We start from the raw sequence: 12965 nt of genomic DNA, 5'->3' as shown, positions 1-12965 counted from the left end.
TCTAGAAAAACGCCATCTGAAGTTAATTCAGATGGCGTTTTTCACTTTTCAGGAATCGTTCTATATCACTTAATCGCCTTTTCTAGTGCAGCCTTTCCTCCAACGACTGGAATGGAAATCGATGTGCCATTTAGATCAATCATCAACTTTGTGCCCGGTTCAGGATGTAGGGTAAATTCACTGTCACTGGAGAAAATCATCAAGCCAATTTGTTGACCTGCAGGAATGATTTGATCATCTGGCTGTAGATCGAACTTGAGTTGAACAAACTTGCTTGGAGTAAGTGGAGTGCTCTTGCGTAGCGATTTGCTGTTTTGAGGGTCGGCCCAACCGCGAGTGATAATGTTATCAGTGATTTTTGTGCCGTCTCCCTCATTCCATGGTAAGGAAACCATCCACACCGAAAGGTTAGCAGCAGCTTTGTCACTGGCCACTTTGATAGTTAAGGTTGAAAGGCCTGAAAGATGTAGATCTTCCTTCAGAGTAGGAGTCACAAATAGTAAGCGATTTTCAGAAGTCTTGGCTTTTGCCAACTCTGTACCCGACTTGTTATAGTCGTCAACCAGAGTTTCTGTCTTCTTAGCTTTTGGTTTTGACGTTGTCAAGCTTCCAATATTAGGTGCGTTTCCACCTAAATATAGCTTTACAGATTTAGCGGCAGGATTCGGGTAATCGGCATAAGGGGTTGGCTTGGTTCTTGAATCTGACTCTCTAACGACCCAAGCTTTCGGGTCATTCTCAACACCATTCTGTACACCATGCAGGTAGCGTGTAAACCAACGGTTCATCATTTTCATTGGTGGAGGTCCACCATGTCCATTTTGATGGTAGTAAATCTGTGTAGGAATTCCTTTTTTCTTAGCAGCCTGAGCAATACGGTTGCTATGTTCTGGCATTACATTCCAATCATTGAATCCATGAGACATAAGAAGAGCAGCCTTCATGGGTTTCATGTCATTGATATAATCTCGGCCAGCCCAAAAGTCATTATAATCACCAGTAATACGATCCATATTATTGGCCATTTCAGTGTCTCTGACCGTCTTGTTGTTATAAGGTCTCTTGTCTTCCGCACCAGAGTGGATAAAGTCATATAGTACGTCAATATCTTCTCCTAGGTATCCTCCTGGACTACGAACTAAGCCATTTGATCTGTAATAGTGATAGTACGAAGTATTTGGTGCTATGGGGATGATGGCCTTAAGGGCATCTACACCAGTAGTAGCTGCTGCGAGTGGTAGTGTTCCGTTATAAGAAGTGCCTGTCATACCAACATTTCCAGTAGACCAATAGGCCTGTATTTTCTCATCTCCGTCAGGTGTGACATAACCGTTGTCCTTACCAGATAACCATTCGATCACCGCTTTTGGCGCTAATGATTCGTTGTCGCCTCCAACGGTAGGTGCTCCTTGTGAAAGGCCGGTGCCAGGAGATGAAGAGTGGACAACAATGTACCCTCTAGGTACCCAGATGCTTATCTGTGAATTTGATATGATGGGTCTTACTCCTCTTCTTTGAACCTCTACATGACTTCTAGGAGGAGGTGTGGCTCCAAGCTCATGTTTCACATTCCAGAATAGCCCAGGTGCGGAGCCGGCTGTGCCTGCATAGTAGGGACTTGATTCGTAGACCACAGGCAGTTTTAGCCCTTCAGTTTCGGTTTGTTTGGGCCTTGTAACCGCCACATGCACACGATCCATTTTACCATCTCCATCTGTGTCAAATTCTGTTTCTACCCAAAGATCATGACGTATCCAATCTTCCGATTTGCTGAAAGCTTCAACAATCTGAGCCTCCCCATCTTTGAAGACGGGAACTGCCCCTGACTGAGCAAATGCGGGAGTTAGTGCGAAAGAGATAATAACAATTGCGGAAAGAAGAGCAGAACGCCTCATATGGATTATTTACGGTTGATATTTAATGACTAAGATAAGAAAGAAAAGACTCTCATATCACTTGCTTACACTTGATCTCATCATCCTGTTTAAGATAAAGGCCATGACTAATACATAACTTAGAACTACTAACACAATACCCGACTCAGTAAACTCCGGATACCAGCTTTGCCAGGCATCCCATTCAAATGCAGGGTTGGGAATATTGCTAAAGAGCATCATTAGTGGCAGTGAGAAAAGACCGATGATCAGCAATTGCTTGGTCCGAACTTCCCGAAGCTCATAAATGATCCAAGTAGCGATAAATGGGAAACCTAAATAGATGATTCGAGTCATGTCACCACCAGCCAGAATACCAAAGGCGAGGTAAACCAAACTGAAAAGTATTAGCAAGTTTCTGGTATTGTCATACCTAAAACTTCGCGTATAACGTCCAAAGGCAATGAATAATGCAGGTCCAAAAGCCATGGCCATTGCAGCTAGCCATCGAACAAGTTCAAAAGGGTTGAGAATGGCCTCTTTCGCATGATAGCCTAGTGTAATTAGAGCACCCTTTCCCGCTTCAGTGGGAGGTAGGTTTCCATTAACCAATGAGTTGGCGACTACCGATAAAACCAAGGAGGCAGCAATTAATGGCAGGTCATAAAAACCCTCCTGGGTCTTTAGATTATGCCACCAGGCATAGACCATTAATACAATCAATAGAGCGATAAATGATTCTTTTTGGACCGCAGCAATCGGAGCTAGCCACAACAAGTGGATAAATTTTCTTTTCAATAGAAGCCATATAAAAAGGGCTTGAAAGAAGTATAGAGGGACGTCTACCGTAATGGGGTCAAAGGCATTTAGCCTAATAAGACCAGTCCAGTGAAATAACAGCCAGATAAAGCCAGCAATGAACCATTTTAACTCGAAACCCAATTGTCTCCAAAGAAGAAATGTGATCCATACAGAGAGTAGCGTAAATATTAAATTCACTACCTGAAAATCGAAAAGAACATCCCCTGAGTTGATCAACGAAGCTAGCACTGGAACTAGAATACGCTGGTGGAATGGAAATGCCACTTCAAATTCACTTTGCATGCCGGTGAAATATTCATAGATATTCCTGTAATCGTTGCCATCGAACTCAGAAGCAAAATCATAGCTAATGGGTTCCTGAAAATGCTGGTAGCCAAAGAAAGCAACAGCGGTTATACCTAAAAAAATAAACAGCCAATAAAGCCGAATTCGCATGAAGTGAAAATATGCAATTAATACCATATCGAACATACTATGACGCTCTCTTTCTACCAATTTCTCCTTGAAAGGTGTTGATGATACTCGTTATAGCGATGCTATAACTGCGTTTCTCGCCTTTTTCAAAAAAGAAATTGCAAACGGAATATTAACGCCATACTATATTCAATAGGGTATAACTTGAATCCTAAATTATTTATCGGGTTTTTTGCATCCCCATGATCGCAGTAGTTCAGCGTGTTAAAGAGTCTTCGGTAAGCATTGATCAGCAAGTTAAGGCCAGTATTGGTGTGGGCGTAATGATACTTTTAGGTATTGAGGATTCAGATGATCATTCGGATATCGAGTGGTTGGCTAGAAAAATCGTCAACATGCGCATATTTCCGGATGATCAGGGTGTGATGAACAAAAGCCTCTTGGACATCGATGGAGAGGCCCTGGTTATTAGCCAGTTTACCCTTCACGCAAGTACGAAAAAAGGCAATCGTCCTTCTTATATAAAAGCGGCAAAACCTGAGATATCAATTCCGCTTTATGAGGCTTTTAAAAAACAATTGGTATCAGATTTAGGTAAGGATATAGGCTCGGGAGAATTTGGGGCCGATATGCAAGTTTCATCAGTCAATGATGGTCCAGTGACCATAATTATTGACTCTAAAGACAAGAAATAATGACGATAGAAAGCAAACCCTTGGAATCTGTTCAAGCCGAAGTAGATGCTTGGATTAAAGAATTTGGAGTGCGTTACTTCAATGAGTTGACCAATATGGCACAGTTGACCGAAGAGGTTGGTGAAGTAGCACGAATTATTGCCAGAAGATACGGTGAGCAGTCGGAGAAAGAATCTGACAAGTCGAAGGACCTTGGTCAAGAATTGGCTGATGTTTTGTTTGTAGTGGTTTGCTTGGCTAATCAAACGGGAGTAGACCTTCAAACAGCTTGGGAGAACCGAATGATGAGCAAAACCTCAAGGGATAAGGACAGACATAAGAACAATGAAAAACTCCAATAATTGAGTGATATGAGATTAAAAAGAGAATTTTTGGCCTTGGTAGGCCTTTTAATAACGCTGAATATCTCAGCCCAAAAACCGACAGAATATAAGCTACAGAAAGGTGATCAATTCAAGGTTTCAGTGGTTGTGAAGCAAGATATTGAGCAGAATATGTTTGGTCAGACCGTAACCACTACGCAAGAAATCACTTCTACAGATTTGTATGAGGTGGTCGAGGCTAATTCCGATGAATACCTATTGAAAACTACAGGTTTATCAAGGACATTACTGACAGAGTCACCTCAAGGATCAATGAGTATGGATTCTGATTTAGAGGGAGATGAACATTTGGCCTTTAGAGCACTTAGTGGAAAGAGTTATTACATCCGAATGAATAAATATGGGAAAGTGATGTCAATTGAGGGGCTAGATGAATTAAGCACGGCTGTTAAAAATGACCTTGAAGGTACTGTGTTAGAAGGATCTGCCGATCAATTATTGACCGCATATGATGTAAAGACACTCACAAGTGCTTTTGACGGTCAGTTTTATATCTATAAAGAACCTCGCAAACGTTGGAATCGGGAGACCAATATGGTCGTTAACAACCTGCCAATTAATATCACATACGATTTTTCTTACTCTGGAGATTCGGAAATCACAGCTGAAGGAGATATGACGTTAAGCGGTGATTTTGAAACTATGGGACAGCAGATGAGTGCTGAAATGGCTGGTAACCAAAAAAGTGTCTTTTCTCTAGACAGTCAGACTGGATTAAGTACAGATATTTCGACTGTTCAAAAAATGGAAGGTTCCTTAAGTATTCAGGATACATCGATACCAATGTCCTTTACTACTGAAGTGACGGTAAGAATTATTAGATAGTCAACATAATTGAACAGATGAAAAGATTAAGAATAGTTTTAGTAGCCTTGATGATAAGTACCATTGGGGCATATGCTCAAAAGCCAACGGGATATAACCTGAAGAAGGGTGATGTCTTTATTATGACAGCGAATATAAAACAGGATATTGAGCAGGAGGTTCAAGGCCAATCGCTATCAACCGATCAGACGTTGATTAATTCTGATAGACTAGAAGTACTAGCGGTGAATGGAGATGTGTATACCATTAAGATTACTGGTATCAGGAGGGCTGTAAATTTACGGTCGCCAATGGGGTCAACTGATATGGATTCGGACAAGGATGACGCTGCTAATATGCCTCTGAGAATTATGAACGGAAAGTCTTATACAGTTGAAATGAATAGACTTGGTAAAGTTCTTAATGTTGCTGGTGGCTCAGAGATGAGAGAGGCTATGAAAAGTGAGTTTTCAAATGCAGGTATGGGGGCAATAGCTGATCAGATGCTGGCTAGTCTCACTGACGATCTGTTGATGAACTCAATGACATCACAAATGGGCATTTATGATGAAGTTAAGGGCGATAATTGGACCGTAGCAACTGCTTCAGTTGTGAATAATATTCCAGTTGAGTTGGTCAACAACTTCAGATGGGATGACGACAAGACCATTCTGGCAGAAGCCAAGATTGATATGAACGGTACCATGGAAACTATGGGGACGCAGGTTAAGTCAGCAATGGCTGGCGACCAACAAACCATAATTGATTTGGATGTTGCCACAGGTATGCCGACAAAAGTTCAGGCTGTACAAACTGTTAAAGGGAATATTGAGGCGCAGGGATTGACAATACCGATGACCATTGTATCAGAAACGACTACGACAATTGTAAAGCAATAGACGCGTAAAATTTTGACTAAAAGAAAGCCCATCGCATGAACTGTGATGGGCTTTCTTTCGTTTTGCTGTTGAGTTACACATTAAACACAAACTAAACTTAGCAGACCAAAATGATTATTCTTCAGGTATTGGGGAGTATTATAGTAGTCTTTCTCCTCCTAAACGTTGTCCTATATTTTATTGAACCTAGCTTAATCGCGATAAGTTTCTCTCTCATCCTTAGGTTGTTCAACAAGAACCCCCCTATTGTAGATTTGGATACTCACTTCAAAGCACATGAATTATTAAGAGATAACTGGGAGCTTATTAGGGATGAACTTACTGAGGTGATGCGGGTTGAAAAAGATATACCCAAGTTCCACGAAGTAGATAAGATTCAAAGGTTCATCAATGATGGAGATAAATCAGCCTGGAGGGTTTTCATGTTTATGGCCTATGGCAATTGGCAGGAAGAGAATTGTGCCAGGGCTCCAAAGACTGCCGAATTGCTAAAGCAAATCCCTGGTATTACAACAGCTATGTTCTCCATTCTTGGACCTCATAAGCATATACCTCCGCACAATGGATTCTATAAGGGTGTCTATCGATATCATCTAGGTCTGGTGATTCCGAAAGAGGGAGAGTGCTATATTGTTAATGGCGGTCAACGTTACGATTGGAAAGAAGGAGAGGATATTCTTTTTGATGATACATATAAGCATGCGGTGTGGAATAAAACGGAGGAGACAAGGGTGGTCCTCTTTTGCGATATCTTCAGAACTGATATGCCGAAAGTTTTTCAACCAATCAATCGGTGGGTATACGGCTTGAGAGAAAAGAGTAAACGTCTCAAAAGTGTAATTAAGAATGCTGAGGTTCAAGTAGACCTAGAAGCTCGTCAAGGTTAAATGGTCAAAGCTCCATTATTAAGCTTTGGAACCACCTCAAATTCATCCGTTCTAGAGCAGTATTCAATATCCTTCAGAATTCCGAATTTGGAGAGCCTAGCCGCATGATTGCTTCTACTGATATAGTAGAAAAGATCTTTTTGCATGGACTCATACAAGTAGAAGGCAGCGGTTACCGCATCGGAGGTGAATTCAGCATGCTTCTTCAATCCATCACAAATGGCGCCTGCAAAGAGACTATCTTCCAAGTTGTAACGGCCTTTCCATCCAGCACAAAATAGAAGTATATCTCTGCTCTGAGATGCCAAGTGGTCTACAATTGCCGATAGATTAAGAAATGAGCCGATAATTACTTCAGGAGCTTCTTTTGAAAGCTCAATGGCTCGGGTACCATTAGTTGTAGTGGCGGCTATATCTTTGCCTTTGAATTGACTCTGCATATAGTCAAAAGGTGAATTGCCAATGTCAAACTGATCGAGTTTCTTACCACCTCTTTCACCTGCCATCACATAGCCCTGAGCTCCAAGCGCTTCACATTCTTCTACTGTAGCCACAGGTTTGATGCTCTTGACACCAGAGCCAAGCCCGGCAACCATGCATGAGGTAGCTCTTAGCACATCAATGACTACCACGCATTTATCCGAAACATCAAACTGATGTATAAGTTCGGGAGTGTAGCAAATGTCTATCTTCATTACTTATAGAAAGGAAGTTTGATCACTTCAGCCTTCAGTCTTCGGTTACGAACGGCTACGAATATTTCGGTGCCGATTTTGCTATTTTCTTTGGTTACATAGCCGAGAGCTATGCCATAGCCCAAGGATGGTGACATAGTTCCCGAAGTAACTTCCCCGATAGTGTTTTCATCACCATCTAACAATTCATAATGACTTCTAGGAATGCCTTTGTCTATCATTTTGAAGGCGACCAATTTAGTAGTTACTCCTTCTTCTTTTTGTTTTTGAAGGGCGGCAGAGTTAGTGAATTCTTTTGTGAACTTTGTTACCCACCCTAAGCCTGCAGCTAGAGGAGAGGTCTCATCAGTGATGTCGTTTCCATAAAGACAGTAGCCCATCTCCATTCTTAGGGTATCCCTAGCACCAAGGCCGATTGGCTTGATATCGAATTCTTCACCAGCTTCGAAAATCTGTTTCCAGACTGCTTCTGCATGATCATTATGCAAGTAGAGTTCGAAACCACCAGCACCTGTGTAACCAGTGGCAGAAATGATGACGTGCTCAACACCTGCGAAAGGACCAACAACGAAGTTGTAATACTTAATTTCAGAAAGGTTTACAGACGTTAGTTTTTGTAGTGCTTCTGAGGCTTTCGGCCCTTGAACGGCAAACAGAGAATAAGAATCGGATACATTTTTCATGTCAACACCTTTAGTGTTGAACTTTGACACCCAATTCCAGTCCTTCTCAATGTTGGAGGCATTGACAACCAACATATACTTCTCCTCATTGAATCTGTAGACAAGTAGATCGTCTACTACGCCACCGTTCTCATTTGGAAAGTAAGAGTACTGCGCTTGCCCATCGACAAGTTTAGAAGCATCATTACTAGTAACTCGTTGAATTAAATCAAGTGCATCAGGACCATGTAAAACGAACTCTCCCATATGGGATACATCGAACACACCAACACCATTTCTTACAGTGTTATGTTCTTCAATATCAGAAGAGTAACGCACTGGCATATTGTATCCAGCAAAAGGGACCATTTTGCCTCCAAGTGTTTCATGAAGATCGTTTAATGCTACTTTTTTTAATTCCATCTTTCCATAAGTTTCTGCTGACAAAAGTAACCATAGCCGTTAATAATTAGGGGTCTTCCAATAAAAAACTTGAGTCCCTATTATTTGAACTAAATAACTAGTTGTTTAATGTTTGAATTTAAGCAACCTTTAGGGCCAAATTGGTATCTACTCTTTAACAACTCAAACCAAAAGGTCATATCATGTTTAAGAACTTTTTCAAAGTAACTGTAAGAAGTTTGCTGAAGAGCAAGCTTTTTGTATTCATCAATATCGTAGGTTTAGGCTTAGCATTAGCATGCTGTATAGTTGCTTTTTTGAACTACGATTTCGCAACTTCATTTGATGAGCAACACGAGAATTATGATGAACTCTACGCCATCTCAATTTACCGCGATCAGGCAGGGGCCAATATTCCATTCACCATGGTGCCTATGCCTCTTGGGGCTAACTTGAAGTCTGATATTCCAGGCTTAAAAGGAGTTTCACGCTTTCATAGAGCGGGTATAACAATTAAAAAGGATCAGAACGTCTTCGATCGAAGAGTCGCCTTTGTGGATGATGACTTTCTGGACATGTTCACTTTCCCGTTGATTCATGGTGATAAAGATTCCTACAAAGAACTTTCTAGTGTGCTTATTTCTGCTCGAACAGCTATATCTCTTTTTGGAAAGGAAGATGCCGTGGGTGAAACATTGGAAGTAGTGCAAGGCGAAGGTGCTAACCTATTTCTTACTGTTGGAGGTGTTTTTGAAGATGTTACTCGAAAGAGTACAATGCAATTTCAGCTGATTGCTGATTTTGAGAATTATCATCGATTCTTTGGAGTTGAAAAAGGTGATTGGGGCCATTTCTTAGATGGACTATTTATTCAAACAGAAGATTCAAATGTCATTAATACCGCTCCTGCTTTGATTGAGAAGTATGCAGCAATCCAGAATGAGGCGCGCAAAGATTTTCAGGTAAGTAGCTTCTGGCTACAAGACATGAAGGACCTACCCTTCAATCAAAGAGATATGAATGGTAGAAGCATGGGGGCTGAAGCCCTGAATGCTGCACACATGATGGCACCGGGTATTATGGCGATTTTAATACTCTTGCTTGCCTGTTTTAACTTTACTAACACGGCAATTGCCATGTCAAACAAGCGCCTCAAAGAAATTGGTATTCGAAAAACTGTAGGAGGAACCAGAGGGCAGTTGGTATTTCAATTCTTAGGAGAGAATCTTTTGCTTTGCTTATTGGCACTAGGTGTGGGTCTTGTTTGTGCTATGTGGTTAGTGCCTAAGTACAGTGATATGTGGCCTAATATGGACATACTTTTGAGTCTAAAGGAGAATCCAAAGCTTGTAATATTCTTGACGGGCGTACTTTTAGCAACCGCACTCCTAGCTGGAGGGTATCCAGCACTCTTTGTGAGCAGGTTTAAGCCTGTGGCAATACTAAGAGGAACTTTAAAGGTTGGAAGCTCAAGTATACTTTCCAAAGTCCTTCTCGGCTTTCAGTTTATGATTTCTGTATTGGCTTTGATCTCTGGTTTCGCTTTCCTACAAAACTCAGCCTACCAGAAAGCCATCGATCAGGGTTATGATAAGGAGAGCATGGTGCTTGCCTTTTTGAGTTCTCCACTTGAAGCGGAGCGCTTCAAAGCAGCCATTATGGAGAACCCAGCTATTGAAGAGATATCATTGACTCGTCATCACGTTGGATGGGGTGCTAATGGCGCAGCTATTAAAAGTGGAGGCCAAGAGTATGAGGTATCCATTATGGATATTGGCCTTAATTATAGCGAGGTAGCCGGGTTCCAAGTTATTGACGGTCGAGGCTTTAATGAGCAAAATCGTCAAACGGATAGAAGTAATAGCATCCTAGTTAATGAGAAAATGGCTGCTCAATATGGTTGGGATAATGCCATTGGTCAGCAAGTGACACTATATGATACCATCCGCTACAATGTGGTGGGCGTGGTGAAAGACTTCTTCATCTTCGGACTTTGGGAAGAGCTTGATCCGATGATGATTAGGTTAAGAGATGATAGTGAACTTTCTAGATTAGTTGTGAGAGTTTCGCCAGATGAGATACAAGAAGTTAAGTCTTATATGGAAGGCAAGTGGGGTGAGTTAATCACTGATCGTCCAGCGGAGATAATGATCCATGAACAGGATGTGTTGGGTGAGGCCAGAACAGTAAATGATAATATTGTTGCCATATTCTTGTTCCTTGCAATAATTGCAGTGGTCCTTTCGGCTATCGGCCTCTTTACACTAGTATCAATTAATATTCAGAGCAGAACGAAAGAGATTGGGATTCGAAAAGTGCTTGGTGCTTCGGTATCCAGAATAGGCGCCATAATAAACAGACCATTTCTAATAATCGTGGCAATCGCGGCTGTCTTGGGTGCAGTCGCAGCATATTTATTAACCGGTATGCTAATGGATATGATATGGAAGTATCATATGGATCTAAACCTATTCAGTTTCTTACTTCCAATTATTGGAATGTTGCTAATATCATTGTTTTCAATTTCAGGGAAAGTAGTGAAGGCGGCAAGAAGAAATCCTGTGGAGTCATTAAGATACGAGTAGATTGATCTGAAGGTATTTACAAGGAGTCGGCCTTAGGTTGACTCCTTTTTTTGTAACCTATAGCTGTATATTCAAGTCTCTAATATGTAACCGCTTACAAAAACTAGAATTATGAAGAAAACTCAAATCACCCTAATCGCAGCAATCGTACTTGTTTCTGCAAGTCTTGCCTTCACTTTTAAACCTTATGAAGACGAAGCTGCAAAAGAAGAAGTAAAAGAATTGGTCCTTAAAGCTTACGTTAATGGAGCATTTAACGAATTAGATGTTGATGCTATGCGTAAGGGCTTTCATGAGGATTTTGCTATATACTCACCAAAGGGTGAGGCCATTGGTAAGTACCCAATTAAGGCTTGGGTTAATGGAACGGCCAAAAGAAAAGCCAATGGCTATGATGCAAGTGCAGAAAAGAATAAATGGGATCACAATTTTGCATCAGTTGATGTAACAGGAAATGCTGCTCAGGTCAAGATTGAATTACACAACCAAGGCAAACATGTTTATACTGATTATCTCAGTTTGTTGAAATTTGATAGTGGATGGAGAATTGTTGCTAAGGTCTATCACGAGCACAAATAGAATTTATAGAACTAAAAACAAAGCCGCAGTATTTCCAATACTGCGGCTTTGTTTTTTAGAATAGATCCAATTGCTCGGGTAGCAGCCTGAAAGATTTCCTATGTAAAGGAGTAACACCGAGTGCTCTAATGGCATCGCGATGTTTTTTGGTTGGGTATCCAGCATTCGTTTCCCAGCCATATCCGGGGTATTGCTGCGCTGCATTGGTCATAAATCTATCCCGATGTGTCTTGGCTAATATCGAGGCTGCAGCGATAGACATATATTTGCCGTCACCTTTAACCACACATTCATGGGGAACCCCTGAATAAGGCTTGAATCGGTTGCCATCAATCAGTAGAAGCTCAGGTTTCACTTGAAGTTTATCAACTGCCCTATGCATAGCTACGAAGGAAGCGTTAAGAATATTTATTTCATCAATTTCTGTGTGGCTGACTTCTATTACCTCCCAGGCGATTGCATCCTTCTTAATCTCAATTTCAAGTTGCTCCAAGATCTTTTTGGTCAGTTTTTTAGAGTCATTTAGCAAAGGATTTACATAGTCAGCCGGTAAGACTACTGCAGAGGCCACAACAGGACCTGCCAATGGTCCTCTTCCTGCTTCGTCACAGCCAGCTTCAATTTTTCCAGATCCAAAACTTGATTTTAACATGGTGATGATAAACTTAGGCACTAACCTTAAGAACTTGAAACCTTTCTATAATTTTGGACCATGCCGAATGAAGATAATCCTTGGAAAACCCTCAGCGGGAAACAGATTTATGAAAACCCCTGGATGAAACTTGATGAATACCAAGTAATCAATCCTTCTGGAGGTAGAGGTATTTATGGTAAGGTATCCTTCAAGAACAAGGCTATTGGAATCATTCCTATTGATAAGGATCGGAATACATGGTTAGTGGGTCAATATAGATACACTCTGAACGAGTATAGCTGGGAGATCCCTATGGGAGGGGTTCCAATGAGAGAAAACACTGAAACTGGTGCTTTAAGAGAATTGAAGGAGGAGACAGGCTTGATGGCTAATAAGCTTGAGTTTTTGTGTAAAATTCATACCTCTAATTCTGTTACTGATGAAGTTGGATTGGTATATCTTGCCAAGGAACTTATTCAAGGAGAAACGGAGTTTGATGACACTGAAGATATAGTTGTTAAAAAAATGCCATTTAAAGAAGCTCTTGATTGGGTGTTAGATGGAAGAATTACCGACAGCTTGTCTGTGGGGGGAATCCTAAGATACGCCCGAGAAATAGGCATATAAAGA

The 12965-nt window shown here is 41.1% G+C and carries 13 protein-coding genes; 8 read left to right on the top strand and 5 right to left on the bottom strand.

Annotated elements, in window-relative coordinates; genetic code table 11:
• Positions 1 to 65: 65 nt before the first annotated feature.
• On the bottom strand, positions 66 to 1895 hold the full coding sequence (locus J4E76_RS16250; protein ID WP_208505853.1) for a Xaa-Pro dipeptidyl-peptidase: 1830 nt from the start codon (positions 1893 to 1895) through the stop codon (positions 66 to 68).
• A gap of 57 nt (positions 1896 to 1952) precedes the next feature.
• Complete coding sequence (locus J4E76_RS16245) at positions 1953 to 3131, bottom strand: hypothetical protein (protein WP_208505852.1); 1179 nt, start codon at positions 3129 to 3131, stop codon at positions 1953 to 1955.
• A 221-nt stretch (positions 3132 to 3352) separates the two neighbouring features.
• Here J4E76_RS16245 and dtd point away from each other — a divergent pair, with 221 nt between their 5' ends.
• The 5 genes from dtd to J4E76_RS16220 all read left to right on the top strand — a co-directional run bounded on the left by dtd (position 3353) and on the right by J4E76_RS16220 (position 6778).
• Positions 3353 to 3805, top strand: a complete 453-nt coding sequence (dtd, locus tag J4E76_RS16240; protein WP_208505851.1) for a D-aminoacyl-tRNA deacylase — start codon at positions 3353 to 3355, stop codon at positions 3803 to 3805.
• Positions 3805 to 4146 carry a nucleotide pyrophosphohydrolase gene (locus J4E76_RS16235; protein ID WP_208505850.1) on the top strand — a complete coding sequence of 114 codons (342 nt, stop codon included), beginning with the start codon at positions 3805 to 3807 and terminating at the stop codon, positions 4144 to 4146. The genes dtd and J4E76_RS16235 overlap by 1 nt, the downstream gene beginning before the upstream one ends.
• Before the next feature lie 9 nt (positions 4147 to 4155).
• Positions 4156 to 5013 carry a DUF6263 family protein gene (locus J4E76_RS16230; protein WP_208505849.1) on the top strand — a complete coding sequence of 286 codons (858 nt, stop codon included), beginning with the start codon at positions 4156 to 4158 and terminating at the stop codon, positions 5011 to 5013.
• Positions 5014 to 5030: 17 nt separating this feature from the next.
• A complete protein-coding gene (locus J4E76_RS16225) occupies positions 5031 to 5891 on the top strand; it encodes a DUF6263 family protein (protein ID WP_208505848.1) in 861 nt (286 codons plus the stop codon).
• 110 nt (positions 5892 to 6001) lie between these two features.
• Positions 6002 to 6778, top strand: a complete 777-nt coding sequence (locus J4E76_RS16220) for an aspartyl/asparaginyl beta-hydroxylase domain-containing protein (protein ID WP_208505847.1) — start codon at positions 6002 to 6004, stop codon at positions 6776 to 6778.
• On the opposite strand, the gene J4E76_RS16215 is transcribed toward J4E76_RS16220, so the two are convergent.
• Both J4E76_RS16215 and gcvT read right to left on the bottom strand, forming a co-directional pair.
• Positions 6775 to 7473, bottom strand: coding sequence for a 2-phosphosulfolactate phosphatase (locus tag J4E76_RS16215; RefSeq protein ID WP_208505846.1), 699 nt, complete (start codon positions 7471 to 7473; stop codon positions 6775 to 6777). The two genes, J4E76_RS16220 and J4E76_RS16215, sit on opposite strands and share 4 nt — an antisense overlap.
• Complete coding sequence (gene gcvT, locus J4E76_RS16210) at positions 7473 to 8558, bottom strand: glycine cleavage system aminomethyltransferase GcvT (RefSeq protein WP_208505845.1); 1086 nt, start codon at positions 8556 to 8558, stop codon at positions 7473 to 7475. Before gcvT ends, J4E76_RS16215 begins: the two co-directional genes overlap by 1 nt.
• Before the next feature lie 182 nt (positions 8559 to 8740).
• Between gcvT and J4E76_RS16205 the strand changes: the two genes are divergently transcribed.
• Positions 8741 to 11122, top strand: a complete 2382-nt coding sequence (locus J4E76_RS16205) for an ABC transporter permease (RefSeq protein ID WP_208505844.1) — start codon at positions 8741 to 8743, stop codon at positions 11120 to 11122.
• Positions 11123 to 11233: 111 nt separating this feature from the next.
• On the top strand, positions 11234 to 11701 hold the full coding sequence (locus tag J4E76_RS16200; protein WP_208505843.1) for a nuclear transport factor 2 family protein: 468 nt from the start codon (positions 11234 to 11236) through the stop codon (positions 11699 to 11701).
• A gap of 55 nt (positions 11702 to 11756) precedes the next feature.
• Here the strand turns inward: J4E76_RS16200 and J4E76_RS16195 are convergent, their stop codons facing one another.
• Positions 11757 to 12353, bottom strand: coding sequence for a ribonuclease HII (locus J4E76_RS16195; protein ID WP_208505842.1), 597 nt, complete (start codon positions 12351 to 12353; stop codon positions 11757 to 11759).
• A 60-nt stretch (positions 12354 to 12413) separates the two neighbouring features.
• Between J4E76_RS16195 and J4E76_RS16190 the strand changes: the two genes are divergently transcribed.
• Complete coding sequence (locus J4E76_RS16190; protein WP_208505841.1) at positions 12414 to 12962, top strand: NUDIX hydrolase; 549 nt, start codon at positions 12414 to 12416, stop codon at positions 12960 to 12962.
• The last annotated feature ends 3 nt before the right edge of the window (positions 12963 to 12965 follow it).

This window comes from Roseivirga sp. E12 (assembly GCF_017592825.1).
Taxonomy (GTDB): domain Bacteria; phylum Bacteroidota; class Bacteroidia; order Cytophagales; family Cyclobacteriaceae; genus Roseivirga.
The sequence above is the reverse complement of the archived record's forward strand: the minus strand, read 5'-3'. Positions and strand labels throughout refer to the sequence as shown.

Coding starts and splice junctions, on each gene's coding strand:
- J4E76_RS16250 (WP_208505853.1), bottom strand. CDS start 1,895: ATGAGGCGTTCTGCTCTTCTTTCCGCAATTGTTATTATCTCTTTCGCA.
- J4E76_RS16245 (WP_208505852.1), bottom strand. CDS start 3,131: ATGCGAATTCGGCTTTATTGGCTGTTTATTTTTTTAGGTATAACCGCT.
- dtd (WP_208505851.1), top strand. CDS start 3,353: ATGATCGCAGTAGTTCAGCGTGTTAAAGAGTCTTCGGTAAGCATTGAT.
- J4E76_RS16235 (WP_208505850.1), top strand. CDS start 3,805: ATGACGATAGAAAGCAAACCCTTGGAATCTGTTCAAGCCGAAGTAGAT.
- J4E76_RS16230 (WP_208505849.1), top strand. CDS start 4,156: ATGAGATTAAAAAGAGAATTTTTGGCCTTGGTAGGCCTTTTAATAACG.
- J4E76_RS16225 (WP_208505848.1), top strand. CDS start 5,031: ATGAAAAGATTAAGAATAGTTTTAGTAGCCTTGATGATAAGTACCATT.
- J4E76_RS16220 (WP_208505847.1), top strand. CDS start 6,002: ATGATTATTCTTCAGGTATTGGGGAGTATTATAGTAGTCTTTCTCCTC.
- J4E76_RS16215 (WP_208505846.1), bottom strand. CDS start 7,473: ATGAAGATAGACATTTGCTACACTCCCGAACTTATACATCAGTTTGAT.
- gcvT (WP_208505845.1), bottom strand. CDS start 8,558: ATGGAATTAAAAAAAGTAGCATTAAACGATCTTCATGAAACACTTGGA.
- J4E76_RS16205 (WP_208505844.1), top strand. CDS start 8,741: ATGTTTAAGAACTTTTTCAAAGTAACTGTAAGAAGTTTGCTGAAGAGC.
- J4E76_RS16200 (WP_208505843.1), top strand. CDS start 11,234: ATGAAGAAAACTCAAATCACCCTAATCGCAGCAATCGTACTTGTTTCT.
- J4E76_RS16195 (WP_208505842.1), bottom strand. CDS start 12,353: ATGTTAAAATCAAGTTTTGGATCTGGAAAAATTGAAGCTGGCTGTGAC.
- J4E76_RS16190 (WP_208505841.1), top strand. CDS start 12,414: ATGCCGAATGAAGATAATCCTTGGAAAACCCTCAGCGGGAAACAGATT.